Below are 17,324 nucleotides of genomic sequence, written 5' to 3'. Positions count from 1 at the left end.
GGGGCTGCTCTCCGTGCTCAAGAAATTGACCAATTGATCAAAAATGCCACAAAAAGAGGCTGGCCCGTTTGCGAAGCTATGCGTATATCGCATTGCTGCATTGCGGTAATATCCCTATTCCTGATCGAAACGGTGGGCTATCTATTGTCTCGAAGGCAGCGCACTCCTCCTCCCAGCGCTCCTTCATCGGACTGACAACACTCCTCCTCCCAGTTGTCAGTCAGGATCAAGAGCCCGGTGCACCTCCTCCCGCACCGGGCTCTTTTCTATTTTGGTCTCCGTGTCGATAAATCGTAACATTCTCGCTAGCGCGACGCGGTCGCGCTTCAGTGCCCGCGCGTTGCCGGCAATTGGCCATCGCAAGTCCTCACAGACGAAAATTCCCATAGGCAACTGCCGACGATCTGATATATCAGGCTAAAATAATGCCGGACCATAGCGAAATGATGCTGCCTAAGGCGGCGTAACCCGGCACGCTTGAGAGGAGTTGACTGATGAGATGGAAGCGCACGATCCAGCTTCTGGATGTCCACGCCGAAGGTGAGATCGGCAAGGTGGCGATCGGGGGAGTGCCTAAGATCCCCGGCAATACGGTCGCCGAACAGCTGAATTGGCTGAACAGCGATCCGAAGGGTCAGGAGCTTCGCCGTTTCCTCTGCCTCGAGCCACGGGGCGCGCCGATCGGCTCCGTCAATCTGTTGCTGCCGCCGAAACATCAGGATGCCGATGCGGCCTTCATCATCCTGCAGCCCGATCAGGCGCATGCAAGCTCAGGCTCGAATTCGATCTGCGTCACGACGGCGTTGCTGGAATCCGGCATAGTCGAGATGAAGGAGCCGGAAACCGTCGTCACGCTGGAAACGGCCGCCGGCCTCGTCAAGGCGACGGCGACCTGCCGCGATGGGCGCTGCGAGAAGGTCAAGCTCACCATGGTTCCGTCCTTCGTGCATGAGCTCGACGTGGAGATCGATACGCCGCACTGGGGCAAGATCAAGGTGGATCTCTGCTACGGCGGCATCTTCTACGCGCTGGTCGATGTCGGGCAGATCAACCTGACGATCGAGAAGGGCAATGCCGCGGCGCTCGTGCAGGCTGGCATGGTGTTGAAGGAGCTGATTAACCGCAGCATCGAGGTTGTTCATCCGGAAATCCCGGCGATCTCGGGCGTTGCCTATGTCATGTTCCGCGACCTCGAAGCAGACGGCACCGTTCGCACCTGCACGACCATGTGGCCGGGCCGTGCCGATCGCTCGCCTTGTGGCACGGGCAATTCTGCCAACCTCGCGGCACGACATGCGCGCGGCGCGGCGAAGGTCGGCGACGTCTTCAAGTCGCGGTCGATCATCGGTTCCGAGTTCGAAGTCGGATTGTTGGCGGAAACCGAAGTCGCCGGTCGTCCCGCGATCATACCAACGATCGCCGGGCGCGGTTTCACCTTCGGTCTTTCACAGGTCGCGCTTGATCCCTTCGATCCGCATCCGGGCGGTTTTGCCTTGACGGATGTCTGGGGGCCGTTGGCCGGCGAAATCTGACGCTCAGTAGGTAAAGGGGTCGACTTCTGCCTTTTCAACGGCGTGGTCGCCCGCCTGCTCGGGGTAGATGACACCCTTGCGGAGGATGATGTTGGCGTAGAGCCGTGGTTCGCTGGTTTGGATCACGGCGTGTGCGGCCCGCACCCGATTGTAGAACTCCGCGCCGACGAGCGGCACCACCTGTCGGTGCGGCTCGTGGCGGGCGCAGCAGTCGATCATTTCCTCATGAACCGGATCGAGCCTGTCCCGCTCGGCCTTGACGGTCGACCGGAAGATTGCGTCCGGAACGAAATCGTCGATTGGCAGGACGCTGAGAACGGCATCGAGAACGGCCACGATGCCGTGGCCATCGAGGCGGATCAGCCGCCGTGCATGTTCGACGCCGGGGTAATTGCCGTCGACGATGGCGATTTCGTCGCCGTGTCCCATGGCACGCAGCGTCGAAAGCAGTTCCGGGCTCAAAAGTGGGTTAAGTCCCTTCAGCATTTTCGACCTCCTTGAATAAAACGTTCTGGTCCGTGAGATAGCGCGCGAAGATCGGCAGGCTGGCGCCGCCGATGGCGCGCGCATGAGGGCCGATTGCGCCTTCGATGATGTCGGGCATGACGACGCCCTGCAGATCGAGCATCGCGGCCTCGTGGATCGTCGCCTGCACGATCCGTTCGCGCACCCATCCGGGAAAGCCGCCGTCGATTACGGCAGCGCTGAAATCGATGATCGAGGCGGCCGCGACGATCGCCTGTGCGAGCGCTCGGGCGGTGTCCTGGATCCACATCTCCAGAGGCTCGCCGAAATCGATCCAGTCGTCGGCGGAATACCAGAGGGGCTGCGGGTCGATGCCGCGTTCGCGCAGCATGTTCTCGAGAACAAAAATTGAGGCAACTTCAAGCAACTGCAACGTTTCGCCGTGCTTGCCGCGCACCGGGAGCGGGCCGATGGCGCCAGCCGTACCCGTGCGTCCCGAAAAGATCGCGGAATTGAGAACAATGCCGCCGCCGATGAAGGAGCCGATGAAGAAATAGACGAAATCGGGATAGGACGGCCCTATGCCGAACACGAGTTCGGCGCCACAGGCGCTCGTCGCATCGTTCTGCAGGTAGACCGGGTAGGGCACGCGGGCGGCAATCTCGGTGTGGAGATCGAAGTCGCGCCAGACATCCATTGCACCCTTGGGCGAACCGACTTCCTCTTCCCAGTTCCAGAGCTCGAACGGTGCTGCAATACCGATGCCGGCAATGCGGCCGCGCTGCTTCTCGTCGAGCCGGCTTTCGAGCTCGCGGATCCCCGAGGTGATGAAATCCAGAAAGACGTCGGGCAGCGGATAGGCATAGGTCTGGTGAAGCTGCAGGCGGATCTTACCCACGAAATCCATCAGCACAAGGTCGGCGCTGCGTCGACCCATTTTCACGCCAAACGAGTAAACGGCGTCGGCATTGAGCCGCATCGGGATCGACGGTTGGCCGACGCGGCCACGCACTGGCTCGCCGCGGGAAAGCAAGCCTTCCTTCTCCAATGCCCGCATGATGACGGAGACTGTTTGCGCCGAAAGCCCGGTTCGTCGCGCGATATCGGCCTTCGACTGGGAGCCGTAAAGGCGCACCAGCGACAGTACAAGCCGCTCGTTATAGGCGCGCACCCTGATCTGGTTCGCACCGCCTGCCGGACTCAAAATCGGCGGTTGAGCCGGCGTATGTGCCGGACCGTCCAAAGACGACATTGGCCACTCCTCCCATCTGTTGGCCTATGCCCTATTTTTACCAAGCATGCCATATGGAATTAATAATTCAATTGGATTTATTTATTGACAAGGCAATTTCTTTCGCTCTTAATTGCCATCGTCAAACGGCACGGAACGGCTTGGAGGAGGCCGCCGGCGAGCTGCAGCGGTTCTCGTGCCCGTCAATTCCGGCACCGCCAGGGGGTGGGTCGGCTAATCTCAGGGAGGACTCAATGAAGAAATCAGTGCTTTCCGCCGCGCTTGGCGCGCTCGCCCTCGGTGTCGCCTTCTCGGCGCCGGCAATGGCAGCGGACGTTTCCGCCTGCCTCATCACCAAGACCGACACCAACCCATTCTTCGTCAAGATGAAGGAAGGTGCGACGGCCAAGGCAAAGGAACTCGGCGTGACGCTGAAGTCCTACGCCGGCAAGATCGATGGTGACAGCGAAAGCCAGGTTGCCGCGATCGAAAGCTGCATCGCCGACGGCGCGAAGGGTATCCTGATCACCGCGTCCGACACGAAGGGCATCGTCCCGTCGGTCAAGAAGGCCCGCGATGCCGGCCTCCTGGTGATCGCCCTCGACACCCCGCTCGATCCGGCTGACGCTGCCGACGCAACCTTCGCAACCGACAATCTGCTCGCCGGCAAGCTGATTGGCCAGTGGGCCAAGGAAACGCTCGGCGACAAGGCAAAGGATGCCAAGGTTGGCTTCCTTGACCTGACGCCGTCGCAGCCGACCGTCGATGTTCTGCGTGACCAGGGCTTCATGATGGGCTTCGGCATCGACACCAAGGACCCGAACAAGATCGGCGATGAAAACGATCCGCGCATCGTCGGTCATGACGTGACGAATGGCAACGAAGAAGGCGGCCGCAAGGCCATGGAAAACCTTCTGCAGAAGGATCCGAGCATCAACGTCATTCACACGATCAACGAGCCGGCTGCTGTCGGCGCCTACCAGGCCCTTAAGGCTGTCGGTATGGAAAAGAACGTTTTGATCGTTTCGGTTGACGGCGGTTGCCCGGGCGTGAAGTCGGTCAAGGAAGGCGTGATCGGCGCCACCTCGCAGCAGTATCCGCTGCTGATGGCTTCGCTCGGCATCGAGGCCATTAAGAAGTTCGCCGACAGCGGCGAAAAGCCGAAGCCGACCGAAGGCAAGTCGTTCTTCGACACCGGCGTTTCGCTCGTCACTGACAAGCCGGTCTCAGGCCTCAAGTCGATCGACACCAAGGTCGGCACCGACAAGTGCTGGGGCTAAGTCTCACGATATGAATCTAGCGCCGGCCGGGGGCTTGATCCCCGGCCGGTTTCGACTGACCATAGCTGCTGTCTCAGGAACCGGCGAACAAAGACCGGTGTGATATGGGCAGGGGCTTTCCGCGCGCGGTTTGGCGCGAAAGCGGAGGAGGAACAATGACCGGAGCACAGGAATTCGAACGGGTGCTTGACGGCAGCGACAAGAACGTCGCGTCGTTCGAGCATCAAAACGTACCATTTGTGAAACGTGCGCAGCACTTCCTGCACTCGACGCCGGCCGCCGTGCCGCTGATCGTGCTGGTGCTGGCGATCATCATCTTTGGCTTCGCGCTCGGCGGACGGTTCTTCTCGTCCTACACCTTGACGCTCATCTTGCAGCAGATCGCCATCGTCGGCATTCTCGGTGCCGCGCAGACGCTGGTCATCCTGACCGCCGGCATCGATCTTTCGATCGGCGTCATCATGGTCATTTCGGCCGTCATCATGGGCAACTGCGCCATTACCTACGGCATTCCCACACCGATCGCGGTGCTGGCCGGGATGCTCGTCGGTGGTCTCTGCGGCTTGCTGAACGGTTTCCTCGTCGCCTATGTGAAGCTGCCGCCGTTCATCGTCACGCTCGGTACCTGGAACATCGTCATGGCGACGAACTTCATCTATTCCGCCAACGAAACGATCCGCGACACCGATGTCGATGCGCAGGCGCCGCTGCTGCATTTCTTTGCGCTCAGCTTCAGGCTAGGTACCGCCGTGCTCACCCTCGGCGTCATTGCCATGGTGCTGCTCGTTCTCGTGCTCTGGTATATTCTCAATCACACGGCCTGGGGCCGCCACGTTTATGCGGTCGGCGATGACCCGGAAGCGGCCAAGCTCTCCGGCATCCAGGCCAAGAGCGTGCTGCTGACGGTCTATACCGTCTCCGGCATCATTGCCGCCTTCGCAGCCTGGGTCTCGATCGGCCGTAACGGCTCCATCTCTCCCTCGTCCGCGGTGACGGATTATAACTTGCAGGCCATCACGGCGACCGTGATCGGCGGCATCTCGCTCTTCGGCGGTCGCGGCTCGATCCTAGGTACCCTGTTCGGTGCGATGATCGTCGGTGTCGTCTCGATGGGCCTCAACATGCTCGGCGCCGATCCGCAGTGGAAGGTGTTGCTCACCGGCGTGCTCATCATCGCCGCAGTCGCAATCGACCAGTGGATCAGAAAGGTGTCGGTGTAACATGGCAAACGAACCCATTCTTTCGGCTCGCGGGCTCGTCAAACGCTACGGACGCGTCACCGCACTCGATCATGCCGATTTCGACCTTTATCCCGGCGAGATTCTCGCTGTGATCGGCGACAACGGTGCCGGCAAATCGTCGCTCATCAAGGCCATATCGGGCGCGATCACTCCCGATGAGGGCGAAATTACGCTGGAGGGCAAGCCGGTCCATTTCAAATCCCCCATGGAGGCGCGAGAGGCGGGCATCGAAACCGTCTATCAGAATCTCGCGCTTTCCCCGGCACTGTCGATTGCCGACAACATGTTCCTGGGTCGCGAGATCAGGAAACCTGGCTTGCTCGGCAGCTGGTTCCGTATGCTCGATCGCCCGGCGATGGAGAAGCGGGCACGCGCCAAGCTCTCCGAGCTCGGCCTGATGACGATCCAGAACATCAACCAGGCCGTCGAAACGCTTTCGGGCGGTCAGCGCCAGGGTGTGGCTGTGGCCCGCGCCGCGGCCTTCGGCTCGAAGGTCGTCATCATGGACGAGCCGACGGCTGCCCTTGGTGTCAAGGAAAGCCGCAAGGTGTTGGAACTCATCCTCGACGTGCGTTCGCGTGGCCTGCCGATCGTGCTGATCTCGCACAACATGCCGCATGTTTTCGAGGTCGCCGACCGCATTCATATTCATCGGCTAGGCCGTCGTCTGACGGTCATCAATCCGAAGGAATATACGATGTCCGATGCCGTTGCTTTCATGACCGGCGCCAAGGCCGTGCCGACGGAGCCGGTCGCCGCATGAGCGCAACGATCGATGAAATCGCCGGCGATGTCATCGACCGCGCCGGCGATGTCAAACGTTTCCTGATCGCCATCGCCGGTCCCCCCGGCGCTGGCAAGTCCACCATGGCGGACAATCTTGCCGATGCCCTGAGAGCCAGGGGCGAAACGGCTGAGGTCTTGCCCATGGATGGCTTCCATATGGATAATGCCATCCTCATTGAACGCGGTCTTCTGGCGCGAAAGGGTATCCCGGAAACCTTCGATGTCAGGGGATTCCTCGATATCATCAGGGCCGTGCGCCCTGCCGACCAGGAGGTGTTGATCCCCGTCTTCGACCGATCCCGCGAGATTGCCATCGCCTCTGCGCGTGTCGTGTCACCGGAGCATCGTTTCATCATCGTCGAGGGAAACTACCTGCTGTTCAGCCAGGGCAAGTGGGCCGAGCTCGAAGGCATCTTTGACTACTCGGTCATGCTGGCGCCGCCGATCGAGCTGCTCGAGGAACGGCTGTGGGCGCGCTGGCGCGGCTATAAGCTGAGCGAGGAGGAGGCAAGCGCCAAGGTTTACGGCAATGATCTGCCCAATGGCCGGCTGATCCTCGGCAATCGCCGCAGGGCGGATGTGACCCTCGAAACAGCCTGATCTCTCCGCCGTTCCCGACAGGACTTGCAGCGTCAGGTGGAATCGTTGCAGGTTCACCCTCATGCAACTTCTGCTCTAAGCAAAGTGGCCAGATCTGGAGGGAGAGCGCATGGGCTTCACGGAAGCAGTCTCGTCAGTCTTCTCTAAGTATGCCGTCTTCAGTGGCCGCGCCGGCCGACCGGAATTTTGGTGGTTTGCGCTCTTCAACGTCATCGCCTCGCTGATCCTGGCCTTTCTCGACAAGATCCTCTTCGGCCATGAGATACTCGGCGCCCTCTATGGTCTTGCCGTGTTGCTTCCCGGCCTGGGCGTTGCGGTCCGCCGCCTTCATGATATCGGCCGCTCCGGCTGGTGGATTCTGGTCGGCGTCATTCCGCTGGTGGGCTGGATCGTTCTTCTCGTCTGGTATCTCAGCCCCGGCATGCCCGGCTTCAATGAACATGGCGCACCTGTCTAAAAAACGCGGGCAAAATGTTTGCCATGCCCCGCGTCCGGGTGATAATGCGCAGGGCTGAACCTTATAGGCCAGCCTCCGGAGTTTCAGCGCATGCCATCGATCACCATCCGTCGCCCCGATGATTGGCACCTGCATTTGCGTGACGGCGCCATGCTGGAAGGTGTGATCGGCGATACCAGCCGGGACTTCGCCCGCGCAATCATCATGCCGAACCTTGTGCCGCCGGTGGTGACCACGGCGGACGCCGAAGCCTATCGCGGGCGCATCATGGCGGCGCTACCGAAGGACGATAAGTTCCAGCCGTTGATGACGCTCTACCTGACGGAACATACGAATCCCGATGACGTCGAGGCCGGCAAGACAAGCGGGCTGATCACTGCGGTCAAGCTCTATCCGGCTGGTGCTACGACCAACTCGCATGGCGGCGTGCGGGATATCGAAAAGGCGATGCCGGTTCTGGAGCGCATGGCCAGGATCGGCTTGCCGCTTTGCGTCCATGGCGAGGTGACGACACCTGATGTCGACATCTTCGATCGCGAAGCGGTGTTCATCGAAACCGTCCTTGATCCGCTCCGCAAGCGTTTGCCCGAACTCAAGGTCACGATGGAGCACGTGACCACTAAGGACGGCGTCGACTACATCAAGTCCGCAAAGGGCAATCTCGCAGGCTCGATCACCACTCATCACCTGATCATCAACCGCAATGCCATTCTGGTCGGCGGCATTCGCCCGCACTACTATTGCCTGCCGGTCGCCAAGCGCGAAAACCATCGCCTTGCGCTCCGCGCCGCCGCGACAAGCGGCGATAAGCGCTTCTTCCTCGGCACGGATTCAGCCCCGCATGTCGATCCCTTGAAGGAGTGCGGCTGTGGCTGCGCCGGCATTTACACGTCGATCAACACGATGAGCTGCCTTGCGCATGTGTTCGAACAGGAAAATGCGCTCGACCAGCTCGAGGCCTTCGCATCGCTGAACGGACCCGCCTGGTATGGCCTGCCGGTCAACGACGAGAGAATAACGCTGGTCAAGCGCGACAACCCCGTCAGTTTTCCGCGCAAGGTCGAAACCGGCGCAGGCCTGGTTACCGTTTTCGATCCAATGTTCCCGCTTCATTGGGACGTTGAGCGCTAAAGATCTTTTATCGTCACGGAATGTTTACTGCCGCTCTTCTTTGAGGGCCGCCGCGATTTGCTATGCCTGCGGCATCGCTAGTCTAAATGCATGAATTTTTAACGAAATAAGTAAGACATTCGTCATAGCGGACCCGTAGGCTTCGTACGAATGGGGGGCGCGATGGCGGTCGCGATTTCTAAAGCATGACGCTTGATTACAATTCCCTTTTAATGGCGCTTGCTGTCTCGACCACGTGTCTTGCCCTTACGTCGCTGGGCAGTTGGTTTGTGCGCCGTTCCGAGACCTTTCTTTTAACCTGCACCGTAGGCCTTGTTCTTATCGTCAGTGGCATCGTTGCTTACGGCATGTATGTCGACGAACCGGTGGTGGTCCTTGCCGTTGTCGCGTTCGCGCTTTTCTATGCCGGCTTTGCAATTATCTGGGCCGCCGGCTGCCAGTTCCGCACGGACAGATTGCGGCTGCGAGCCACCGTCGCCTGCGCTCTCTTGGCAATGCTCGTCTCTATTCCTCCGCTGCTGATCGGTTATGACGGGCTCGCATTTATCGCCGAGAATGCGGCGATCGCTGCCATGCTCTTCGCGACTGCCTATCAGTATTGGCGGGCGCGCGAGGAGGCGCCGGCGCCTCTGACCGGAATTACCGCGCTCTATTGCCTGACGGCGATCTCTTTCGTCCTTTGCGCCGCCGTCCTGATCGCCAATGGAAAGATGGTTTTGGGCGTTGCGCCGAGCAATTGGGCCGAGGATCTCAGCCTCGCGATCTGCATCGCCAGCATGACCGGCATCGGTGCCCTGTCGCTGGCGCTTCACCAATGGCGGCTCGCCGCAAGGCACCGTCTGGAAGCCATCACGGATCCGCTGACCGGCCTCCTGAACCGCCGCGCGCTTTTTGATCGCTATGGGCAGGGTCTGATGCGACCGGCCAGCGCAGTGCTGATCTTCGATCTCGATCATTTCAAGTCCATCAACGACACTTTCGGCCATGCAGGTGGTGATCGGGTGCTGAAGATTTTCGCCGCCGAGCTAGCGGCGAACTGTCGAACTGGGGATACCGCCGCACGTCTTGGCGGAGAGGAGTTCGCACTGGTGTTGCAAGAGGTTATTCCGGATCGCGCCGAGATAGTGGCCGAACGCATCCGTAAGGCGTTCGCCGGCCGCGAGATCTACCTTGAGGACGAGACCCTGAAATGCACGGTCAGCGTCGGCGTCGCGCCCGGGCGCTCCACGCCAGTGGATTTCGACACCATGTTGAGTGTGGCCGACAAGGCCCTCTATACGGCAAAACGCGCCGGTCGGAACCGGATCGAGGTTGCCGCCCATCTCCATCCTGTGCCGGCAGGCGCCGTCCGCACCGGCTCTTGATTGGAAAGTGTCGCTCGCCTGGCCTTGAAAGAAGTAACGCTGCCAGCGGGAGTCTCGCCTTCTTTCATATCAGCATCAGGGCGCGGACGAAGGCCATAGACGCGAGCAGCGACGCGATCGTCCTTACGTGGTTCCACCAAGTCCAATCCTTGAGGTAGGCCGTCCAGAGCGCCGTCGCCTCGGCGCCGCTGCCGCTGACTTTCGCCAGCGCATCATTCATCGGCACGTTGAAGACGATCGTCGAGAGGAACGACGCAAAGACGTAGAGAGCCGCGCCGGCCAACATCCAGGCGCTGACGCCACCGCGCCAGTTGAAGAACGCGATGGCACCAATAACAAGGCAGAGAACTGCGGTCGGTACGAAAAGCAACATGAAGGGCGAGCGCACGATCGTGACATTGATGGAGTTCATCGCCGCGATGCCCTGCTCGGTGGGAATGCGGGCGAACGACGTCATAATGAAGGTTGAGAAGGCGAAGAAGATACCGGCGACAAGGCCGCTGCCAATCGCAGCCGCCGCCAGAACGATCCCAAGAACAAGCGTCATTGTCATACCCTCCATGTGCCATTGGCTGCGGTATCGCGCGCATAGTCGCCGAAATCCCTGGCAGGACGGCCGAGAACTTCTTCGACCCCATTTGCAACTTGAGAATTTCTGCCGTCGAGTACCTGCGTGAAGAGTTCCTCGAGCAGGTCGACCAAGCCGTTTGGCAGGCCGCCGGCGCCAAGTCCCTCTTTGAATTCAGCCATAGAGACCTGCCGATAGGCAATGTCTCTGCCACATGCAGCGGCGATCTCGCCGACCGCCTCGCGAAACGTCAGTGAACGGGGGCCGGTTAGGTCGTAGGTCTTGCCGATATGGCGGTGATCGGTCAGCGCGGCCACTGCCGCATCCGCGATGTCGCCTGCATCGATGAAGGGTTCTTTTACCGCGCCTGCCGGGAGCGCCAGTTCGCCGGCTGCGACCTGTTCGGCAAAGGCGCCTTCACTGAAATTCTGGCAGAACCACGAGGCGCGCAAGATAGTGCAGCCGATGCCGGATGCCTTGAGTGCTTCCTCCGCGTGTTGCGCGCCTTCCTCGCCACGACCCGACAACAGGACGATATGGGTGAGGCCGCAATCGACCGCCGCGCGGGCGAGCCCACCGATCGCGTCCGCCGCCCATGACACGGCAAGGTCAGGCTGGAAGCTCACATAGGCGCTCCTTGCGCCGGCGAGCGCCGCTGCCCAGTCGGCCGGCTTCTCCCAGTCGAATGGGCGTGCACTGGAGCGTGAGGCAAAGCGGAAGCTGAGATCTCTCTTCGCCAGCTGTTCGGCGATGCGGCCACCTGTCTTGCCTGCGCCGCCGACGAGAATGATTTCGGAATTCTGCATGTGAATACTCCTCCCAATAAAACAAGAGAAAGTCTCTCATTTGCAAAATGAGATAAACTCTCTTATTTTCTTCGTCAACCGAAAAATGGAGGGAAGGATGGGCGAAGAGGTTGCCGCCAGGCGCAGAAGGCAGCTGGAGCCGACCGGCCAGCCGCGCCGGATACCGCAGCAGAAACGGGGCCGCGAGCGTTTCGAGAAGATCCTTTCGGCAGCCCTGGAGCTGATCGAGAAAAACGGCAGCGACGCCCTGAAGATGAGCGAGATCGTTGAAAAGGCCGCGTTATCCTTCGGAGCCCTTTACCAATATTTTCCGGACAAGAGCTCGATCATCCGGACGCTTGCCGAACGCTTCAATGAGCAGGGCAGGGCTTGCGTCGCGGCCGAGCTTGCAACGGTGGCGGACGCTACCACGCTGCGACAGGCGCTCTGCAATATCGCCGACCAATATTACAACTTCTTCCGGCAGGAGCCGGTCATGCGGGACATATGGTTCGCTACACAGGCCGATCGGCTGCTGCAGGAGGTCGATGCCGAAGACATGGAGTTCCATGCCCAGGCCTTGCTTTCCGTCCTCGCAACGCTGGAGCCGGAGCGGAGCAAGGGCGAACTTGTCGCCATTGCCAGACTTACCATGCAGCTGCTGGCTGCCGCCGTACGCTACGCGATCTCACTGGATGATGCGGGGGGACGGGCGGCGATCACTCTCTATCAGCGGATGCTGCCGGCCGATATCGGCCGGCTGCCGTAATCGCTGGGTCCGCCGATCTTTTTCCTGGTATCGGGTTGGTGCAATTGGCTCAGGCGAACAGAAAGCTGCGCGCTGCGAGATAGCCGATCGCTCCGAGCACCACGGCCACCGCCGATGCCTCGCCGAGCGCCATAGCGTACTCCCGCCGTCCGGCTGTGAAGGCAAGCACCACCTTCGTCACCACGTTGACCGCGACGGCGATCAGGATGACATCGGCCGCCGTCGCCACCTTGATCGTCGAGCCGACGAGGCGTGCCGTCGAGAGCGTGATTGCATCCACATCAACAAGGCCGGAGATCGCCGCCACGACGAAGAGCGCGGACGGCCCGACATAGTCGATCGCCATCTTCGAGATGAGGCTGATGACGCCGAGCAGCACCGCGAAGGATATGACTGTCTTGAGCTCGAAGGGGTTTTTTAGGTCGATTTCCGGCGCCTCAGTCGCGGTCTTGGAACGCAACACCGAAAACAGACCGGCCGCCAGGAAGCCGATCATCGCCGGGACGAGCGCGGAAGCGAGCGGCACCAGCATGCTGAAGGAGAGCGCGCTGGCGATGACGAGAACGCGTGCGAACGAAAGGGCACCGGCAATACCTGCCCCTGCCGCAAGGTGTCGTGCACCCTCGGGTGCTTCCGCCGAATAGCGGGCGAAGGAAAGCGTCAACGCGGTCGACGAGACAAGTCCGCCCGCAGCACCCGCCAGCAGGACACCACGGCCCGTGCCCATCAATTTTATCGCGGCATAGCCGGCGAAGGATAGGGCGGCGATGGTGATCGTCAGGAGCCAGAGCGAGTAGGGATTGAGCGCCCCCCAGGGATCGAGCGCCTCGTCAGGCAGCAGTGGCAGCGCGATCGCGGTCATTGCAAGCAGTACGAGGGCGGAGCGGAGTTCCACCCAGGTCAATCCGCGCAGGAAACTATGCAGGCTTTGGCGCGCTGCGAGAATAACAGTCATGGCGACAGCGCCGGCAGCCGCAGTGACAAGATCGCCGACCGCAGCAAGTACGCCGAGCGCGAACACCGCAAGCGCCGCAACCGTCGTGGTGATGCTGTAGTCTTTGTCCTCGATCGTCTCCTGCCATTTACCGGCGATGTAAAGGAGACCAAGGAGGGCCGCGATCGTGGCAGGTAGAAAGGGCCCGGTCATCGACTGAAGCGTGCCGACGACGCCACCGAGAAAGCCTGTGAGGCCGAATGTGCGGATGCCGGCCACTCGCCCGCCGGCGCGGATCTCGCGTTCCTGCCACCCCCGTTCGACGCCGACGAGCAGACCAATTGCAAGCGCAACGCCGAGACGGCGGAAGACTTCGATATGTTCCATGCAGTGCACGATATCGCCACCGCGCCGCCAAGCAAGCGCAAATAGCTGAAAGTATTGGCGCATCAGCGGCGCGCGAGCCGCAGCGCTTCCCTTGTTATCACCGGATCCGCCGGCATGGACGCTTTCTGCCCCCGCGAGCGCTCGCCGTTCTGGAAACTTGCAGCGCTTGCTGCTATTGCCCCATAAACTTGACCAAAGGAGAGAGCGATGATCCAGACGACATTCACCGACCGCGCCGTGATGGCGGAACTCGTGGCGAAGATGCTCTGGGAGATCAAGGCGGTGCACTTCAATGCCGCCCAGCCTTATAAGTTCGCTTCCGGCATGGCGAGCCCGGTCTACATCGACTGCCGCAAGCTGCTCTCCTTCCCGCGTGTCCGCTCGACCGTGATGGATTTTGCCGCCAGCGTCGTGCTCCGCGAAGCCGGTTTCGAGCAGTTCGATTGCATTGCCGGTGGCGAGACCGCGGGCATCCCGTTTGCAGCACTGCTCGCCGATCGCCTCAGCCTGCCGATGATCTATGTCCGCAAGCAACCGAAGGGTCATGGACGCAACGCGCAGATCGAAGGCAACATGCCGGAGGGCTCGCGCGTCCTCGTCATCGAGGACCTGACGACGGCTGGCGGCAGCATGTTCAAGTTCATCGATGCCGTCCGGACTGCCGGCGGCGTGGTCGATCATGGTATCGCACTGTTTTATTACGGCATTTTCGACGAAGGCGCGCTGCGCTTTGCCGATGGCAAGGTGAAGCTGCACTACATCGCAACCTGGCGCGATGTGCTCGCCGTTGCCAAAGCGCAGAAGCTGTTCGACGAAAAGACCTTGAGCGAAGTCGAGGCCTTCCTCGATGCGCCGCTCGCCTGGTCCGGACGCAACGGCGGCATTTCATCACTTTGAATGAAGAATTGCATCGCGGCGCTTTGCTTTTGCCATGAAATTATCTAATCGATTTGAACATCGATGGATCGTAATGCTTGGGAGGCCGGAATGATTTTGTGCTGTGGTGAAGCGCTGATTGACATGCTGCCGCGGGAGACGACTCTCGGCGAGAAGGGCTTTGCGCCATACGCCGGAGGGGCGATCTTCAACACGGCGATCGCGCTCGGACGCCTCGGCATTCCGACGGCCTTCTTCACCGGCCTTGCCGATGACATGATGGGCGAAATCCTGCGCGATACATTGAAGGCGAGCAATGTCGATTTCAGCCTCTGCGCGATCGCGCCTCGTCCGTGCACACTCGCCTTCGTAAAGCTGGTCAACGGTCAGGCGACCTATGCCTTCTATGATGAAGGCACGGCGGGTCGCATGATCACCACCGACGATCTGCCCGTTCTCGGCGACGATTGCGAGGCGCTGCATTTCGGCGCGATCAGCCTCATCCCGAGCCCTTGCGGCGAGACTTATGAGGCGCTGCTCGACCGCGAGTGCGACAAGCGGGTGATTTCGCTGGATCCCAACATCCGCCCCGGCTTCATCAAGAACAAGGAAGCCCACATGGCGCGCATCAAGCGCATGGCGTCGAAGTCCGACATCCTGAAGTTCTCCGACGAGGACCTGGAGTGGTTCGGCCTCGAGGGCAGTCATGACGACCTGGCGGCCTACTGGCTGAAGCAGGGCGCCAAGCTCGTCGTCATCACCAAGGGTGCCGAAGGCGCGTCGGGTTACACCAACGAGCGCAAGGTGACCGTCCCGAGCGAGCGCGTCACCGTCGTCGACACCGTCGGCGCAGGCGACACCTTCGATGCCGGCGTGCTTGCCTCGCTGAAGATCGACGACCTCCTCACCAAGGAAAAAGTAGCGTCGCTCAGCGAAAAGGCGCTGCAGAACGCGCTTTCGCTTGGCGCGAAGGCGGCTGCCGTCACGGTCTCGCGCGCCGGCGCCAATCCGCCCTGGGCGAAGGAAATCGGCCTCTGAGACGAGGCCTATAACCGATCGAGAAAGGCGAGCACTTCGCGGTTGAAGTGCTCGGGCCGCTGCAGCGGCGCGAAATGGCTGACCTCCGGAAGGAGGATCAGTTCGGCATCGGGGATGCTGCGCGCCAGATAATCAGCATGCTCGCGCTTGATGAACTCGTCACTTTCTCCGAGCACGATCGCGACCGGCACCTTGATGCCGGCGAGATCCGCGGCCACGTAGTTCGGTTCGCTTGCCATCATCTTTGACACGTCGGCCACGAAGCTATCGAAGGCGTCAGGCGTGGCGGACAGCGCTTGATAATCCTTGCGATGGCGGCGGAAGCAACGATCAATCACCGGTGTCGGCCTGAATTCAAGCGTGCCGCTCGGATCCATGTTGCAGGCGAAGAAGAACACACCGGAGACGCGGTCCGGCCGCTTGTCGGCGAGGATCAACGATGTGCAGGCACCGTCGCTCCAGCCGACGAGGGCAGCTTCTGCTAGCTCCAGCCGATCCATCACGGTGAGCACGTCTTCCGCCATCTGGGCATAGTGAAAGGGACGTGTGTCGCGCGTGCTGCGGCCATGCCCTCGACTGTCGATGACGACGACCTGCCGGCCCGCGGCAATCAATGCCGGCACCTGATTGCCCCAGTTTCCGGCGTTGCCGAGCCCGCCATGCAGCAGGATCACGGTCGGCCCGGAGCCGTAGGTCGCATACCAGATGCGGGCCCCATCATTCTCGACGAAACCCTCATCCTTGGGTGTCGGCAGCGCCGCCGCACCATATGCCTCGAAATTTACAAGCTCGTCATCCGTTACGTGCATTCAATCTCTCCCGAAACCGCATATAAGAACGCGTTGTGAGGTCGAATTTCGACACTGGTCATGAAAAAAATTGACCGCAAGCGCCGGCACCGCTGCTTCCTCGACCGAGTAACCTCTGTCGCTGCGACGTCAATGCTGCTTGAGGTCCTCAGCGACCGTTCTAGCTGTAGTAGCACGGCGCTTCCCACCCAGGGCATCAGCCCTTGAGCCATCAGCCGCCCGGTCGCGTGCTGGCGAAGAGAATATGCGGACCGGCGCCACTATCTGGGGCATTCGCCGGAGCGTCGAAATAACGCCGCGCGGTCGCATTGGGGCCAAGATCCTCTATGTGGCCGAAGCCCATCGCCGTCAGTTCGGCTGTAAGCTCTGCGGGGTCGAGGAGCGTTATCCACGGCTCCCCGGCCTCAGCCACCCGGGCTGCCATGGCAGCGGCACGTGCGCGCCTTTCCGGTTCATAATTTTCCAGCGGCTCCGAATAGTCGAGAACGATGCCAGCCTCGGCGGAGCCGGCAACGAAGCGGAGCAGCGAAAAGACCGTTTGTTGCTCGAGATAAGGTACCACGCCGAGCCAGATATAAAGCGCCGCCTCGTCCTTACGGAAGCCATTTGCCGAGAGACGTTCCGCCAGGTCGTCACCTTCGAAATCAACAGGCACGAAAGCCAGTTCGGAAGACCGCGCAATCCCCGTGGCGACAAGCCGCTCCCGCTTCCACGCCTGGGTTGCCGGATGGTCGACCTCGAAGACTTTCAGGCCGATGTCGCGATAGGGGTTGCGCAGGCCGAACGTATCGAGGCCAGCGCCGAGGACGACGACCTGGCGCAGGCCACGCTCGGCTTCTCTTGCGATGCAATCGTCCGCAAAGCGGCTGCGCGCCGCCAGGAACAGCCGGAAAGGCCTCGTGCTGGGATCGCGGGCTCGCTCGTCCGCTGCTGCTACGGCCTTCGCGTCAAGGATCACCCGGGCATAGGGATCCTTGAAGACGGAGGCATTATCGACGATCTGATGGGCGGCACGGGAACCCGCCACCATCCGAGCGGTCCGGCTCGGTTCCCTGCCTTCCATAGCGCCGT

Annotated in this window: 18 protein-coding genes; 11 read left to right on the top strand and 7 right to left on the bottom strand. The window is 61.0% G+C overall.

Going from position 1 to position 17,324, the window contains the following annotated elements; all coding sequences use genetic code 11:
• The first annotated feature begins 494 nt into the window (after nt 1–494).
• Nucleotides 495–1,532, top strand: coding sequence for a 4-hydroxyproline epimerase (locus ATY79_RS12220; RefSeq protein WP_088704003.1), 1,038 nt, complete (start codon nt 495–497; stop codon nt 1,530–1,532).
• A gap of 3 nt (nt 1,533–1,535) precedes the next feature.
• On the opposite strand, the gene ATY79_RS12215 is transcribed toward ATY79_RS12220, so the two are convergent.
• Complete coding sequence (locus ATY79_RS12215) at nt 1,536–2,018, bottom strand: RbsD/FucU domain-containing protein (RefSeq protein WP_088691217.1); 483 nt, start codon at nt 2,016–2,018, stop codon at nt 1,536–1,538.
• Nucleotides 2,002–3,249, bottom strand: coding sequence for an ROK family transcriptional regulator (locus tag ATY79_RS12210; protein WP_088704002.1), 1,248 nt, complete (start codon nt 3,247–3,249; stop codon nt 2,002–2,004). The genes ATY79_RS12215 and ATY79_RS12210 overlap by 17 nt, the downstream gene beginning before the upstream one ends.
• A gap of 233 nt (nt 3,250–3,482) precedes the next feature.
• Here ATY79_RS12210 and ATY79_RS12205 point away from each other — a divergent pair, with 233 nt between their 5' ends.
• From ATY79_RS12205 to ATY79_RS12175, 7 genes are all read left to right on the top strand, one after another.
• Nucleotides 3,483–4,508, top strand: coding sequence for a sugar ABC transporter substrate-binding protein (locus ATY79_RS12205; RefSeq protein WP_088691219.1), 1,026 nt, complete (start codon nt 3,483–3,485; stop codon nt 4,506–4,508).
• A gap of 155 nt (nt 4,509–4,663) precedes the next feature.
• Nucleotides 4,664–5,728, top strand: coding sequence for an ABC transporter permease (locus ATY79_RS12200; protein ID WP_088691220.1), 1,065 nt, complete (start codon nt 4,664–4,666; stop codon nt 5,726–5,728).
• A gap of 1 nt (nt 5,729) precedes the next feature.
• The gene (locus tag ATY79_RS12195; RefSeq protein ID WP_088691221.1) at nt 5,730–6,512 is read left to right on the top strand and encodes an ATP-binding cassette domain-containing protein; all 783 of its coding nucleotides are present in this window, start codon (nt 5,730–5,732) and stop codon (nt 6,510–6,512) included.
• On the top strand, nt 6,509–7,135 hold the full coding sequence (locus ATY79_RS12190) for a nucleoside triphosphate hydrolase (protein ID WP_088704001.1): 627 nt from the start codon (nt 6,509–6,511) through the stop codon (nt 7,133–7,135). The genes ATY79_RS12195 and ATY79_RS12190 overlap by 4 nt, the downstream gene beginning before the upstream one ends.
• Before the next feature lie 109 nt (nt 7,136–7,244).
• Nucleotides 7,245–7,592 carry a DUF805 domain-containing protein gene (locus ATY79_RS12185; RefSeq protein ID WP_088704000.1) on the top strand — a complete coding sequence of 116 codons (348 nt, stop codon included), beginning with the start codon at nt 7,245–7,247 and terminating at the stop codon, nt 7,590–7,592.
• A 90-nt stretch (nt 7,593–7,682) separates the two neighbouring features.
• The gene (pyrC, locus tag ATY79_RS12180) at nt 7,683–8,723 is read left to right on the top strand and encodes a dihydroorotase (protein ID WP_088703999.1); all 1,041 of its coding nucleotides are present in this window, start codon (nt 7,683–7,685) and stop codon (nt 8,721–8,723) included.
• Between the two features lie 185 nt (nt 8,724–8,908).
• A complete protein-coding gene (locus ATY79_RS12175) occupies nt 8,909–10,087 on the top strand; it encodes a GGDEF domain-containing protein (protein WP_088703998.1) in 1,179 nt (392 codons plus the stop codon).
• Nucleotides 10,088–10,151: 64 nt separating this feature from the next.
• Here ATY79_RS12175 and ATY79_RS12170 read toward each other — a convergent pair whose 3' ends face one another.
• Together ATY79_RS12170 and ATY79_RS12165 are read right to left on the bottom strand one after the other, a co-directional pair.
• A complete protein-coding gene (locus ATY79_RS12170; protein ID WP_088703997.1) occupies nt 10,152–10,634 on the bottom strand; it encodes an anthrone oxygenase family protein in 483 nt (160 codons plus the stop codon).
• Between the two features lie 2 nt (nt 10,635–10,636).
• Entirely contained in the window at nt 10,637–11,461 is an 825-nt protein-coding gene (locus ATY79_RS12165) for an NmrA family transcriptional regulator (RefSeq protein WP_088703996.1), read from the bottom strand.
• 97 nt (nt 11,462–11,558) lie between these two features.
• On the opposite strand from ATY79_RS12165, the gene ATY79_RS12160 reads away from it, so the two are divergent.
• A complete protein-coding gene (locus ATY79_RS12160) occupies nt 11,559–12,209 on the top strand; it encodes a TetR/AcrR family transcriptional regulator (protein WP_088703995.1) in 651 nt (216 codons plus the stop codon).
• A 49-nt stretch (nt 12,210–12,258) separates the two neighbouring features.
• On the opposite strand, the gene ATY79_RS12155 is transcribed toward ATY79_RS12160, so the two are convergent.
• Nucleotides 12,259–13,530 (bottom strand): MgtC/SapB family protein, encoded by a 1,272-nt coding sequence (locus ATY79_RS12155; RefSeq protein WP_088704189.1) that lies wholly within the window; start codon nt 13,528–13,530, stop codon nt 12,259–12,261.
• Between the two features lie 207 nt (nt 13,531–13,737).
• Here ATY79_RS12155 and ATY79_RS12150 point away from each other — a divergent pair, with 207 nt between their 5' ends.
• Together ATY79_RS12150 and ATY79_RS12145 are read left to right on the top strand one after the other, a co-directional pair.
• Complete coding sequence (locus ATY79_RS12150) at nt 13,738–14,427, top strand: orotate phosphoribosyltransferase (protein ID WP_088703994.1); 690 nt, start codon at nt 13,738–13,740, stop codon at nt 14,425–14,427.
• Nucleotides 14,428–14,517: 90 nt separating this feature from the next.
• Nucleotides 14,518–15,444 carry a carbohydrate kinase gene (locus ATY79_RS12145; protein WP_088703993.1) on the top strand — a complete coding sequence of 309 codons (927 nt, stop codon included), beginning with the start codon at nt 14,518–14,520 and terminating at the stop codon, nt 15,442–15,444.
• An 8-nt stretch (nt 15,445–15,452) separates the two neighbouring features.
• Here the strand turns inward: ATY79_RS12145 and ATY79_RS12140 are convergent, their stop codons facing one another.
• On the bottom strand, nt 15,453–16,253 hold the full coding sequence (locus tag ATY79_RS12140) for an alpha/beta hydrolase (protein ID WP_088703992.1): 801 nt from the start codon (nt 16,251–16,253) through the stop codon (nt 15,453–15,455).
• Nucleotides 16,254–16,464: 211 nt separating this feature from the next.
• Entirely contained in the window at nt 16,465–17,316 is an 852-nt protein-coding gene (locus ATY79_RS12135) for an SAM-dependent methyltransferase (protein ID WP_088703991.1), read from the bottom strand.
• Between the last annotated feature and the right edge of the window lie 8 nt (nt 17,317–17,324).

The organism is Rhizobium sp. R693, from assembly GCF_002211315.1.
In the GTDB taxonomy this organism is placed as follows: Bacteria; Pseudomonadota; Alphaproteobacteria; order Rhizobiales; family Rhizobiaceae; genus Rhizobium.
The sequence above is the reverse complement of the archived record's forward strand: the minus strand, read 5'-3'. Positions and strand labels throughout refer to the sequence as shown.

Coding starts and splice junctions, on each gene's coding strand:
- ATY79_RS12140 (WP_088703992.1), bottom strand. CDS start 16,253: ATGCACGTAACGGATGACGAGCTTGTAAATTTCGAGGCATATGGTGCG.
- ATY79_RS12205 (WP_088691219.1), top strand. CDS start 3,483: ATGAAGAAATCAGTGCTTTCCGCCGCGCTTGGCGCGCTCGCCCTCGGT.
- ATY79_RS12195 (WP_088691221.1), top strand. CDS start 5,730: ATGGCAAACGAACCCATTCTTTCGGCTCGCGGGCTCGTCAAACGCTAC.
- ATY79_RS12165 (WP_088703996.1), bottom strand. CDS start 11,461: ATGCAGAATTCCGAAATCATTCTCGTCGGCGGCGCAGGCAAGACAGGT.
- ATY79_RS12220 (WP_088704003.1), top strand. CDS start 495: ATGAGATGGAAGCGCACGATCCAGCTTCTGGATGTCCACGCCGAAGGT.
- ATY79_RS12150 (WP_088703994.1), top strand. CDS start 13,738: ATGATCCAGACGACATTCACCGACCGCGCCGTGATGGCGGAACTCGTG.
- ATY79_RS12170 (WP_088703997.1), bottom strand. CDS start 10,634: ATGACGCTTGTTCTTGGGATCGTTCTGGCGGCGGCTGCGATTGGCAGC.
- pyrC (WP_088703999.1), top strand. CDS start 7,683: ATGCCATCGATCACCATCCGTCGCCCCGATGATTGGCACCTGCATTTG.
- ATY79_RS12175 (WP_088703998.1), top strand. CDS start 8,909: ATGACGCTTGATTACAATTCCCTTTTAATGGCGCTTGCTGTCTCGACC.
- ATY79_RS12215 (WP_088691217.1), bottom strand. CDS start 2,018: ATGCTGAAGGGACTTAACCCACTTTTGAGCCCGGAACTGCTTTCGACG.
- ATY79_RS12210 (WP_088704002.1), bottom strand. CDS start 3,249: ATGTCGTCTTTGGACGGTCCGGCACATACGCCGGCTCAACCGCCGATT.
- ATY79_RS12200 (WP_088691220.1), top strand. CDS start 4,664: ATGACCGGAGCACAGGAATTCGAACGGGTGCTTGACGGCAGCGACAAG.
- ATY79_RS12190 (WP_088704001.1), top strand. CDS start 6,509: ATGAGCGCAACGATCGATGAAATCGCCGGCGATGTCATCGACCGCGCC.
- ATY79_RS12145 (WP_088703993.1), top strand. CDS start 14,518: ATGATTTTGTGCTGTGGTGAAGCGCTGATTGACATGCTGCCGCGGGAG.
- ATY79_RS12185 (WP_088704000.1), top strand. CDS start 7,245: ATGGGCTTCACGGAAGCAGTCTCGTCAGTCTTCTCTAAGTATGCCGTC.
- ATY79_RS12155 (WP_088704189.1), bottom strand. CDS start 13,530: ATGGAACATATCGAAGTCTTCCGCCGTCTCGGCGTTGCGCTTGCAATT.
- ATY79_RS12160 (WP_088703995.1), top strand. CDS start 11,559: ATGGGCGAAGAGGTTGCCGCCAGGCGCAGAAGGCAGCTGGAGCCGACC.
- ATY79_RS12135 (WP_088703991.1), bottom strand. CDS start 17,316: ATGGAAGGCAGGGAACCGAGCCGGACCGCTCGGATGGTGGCGGGTTCC.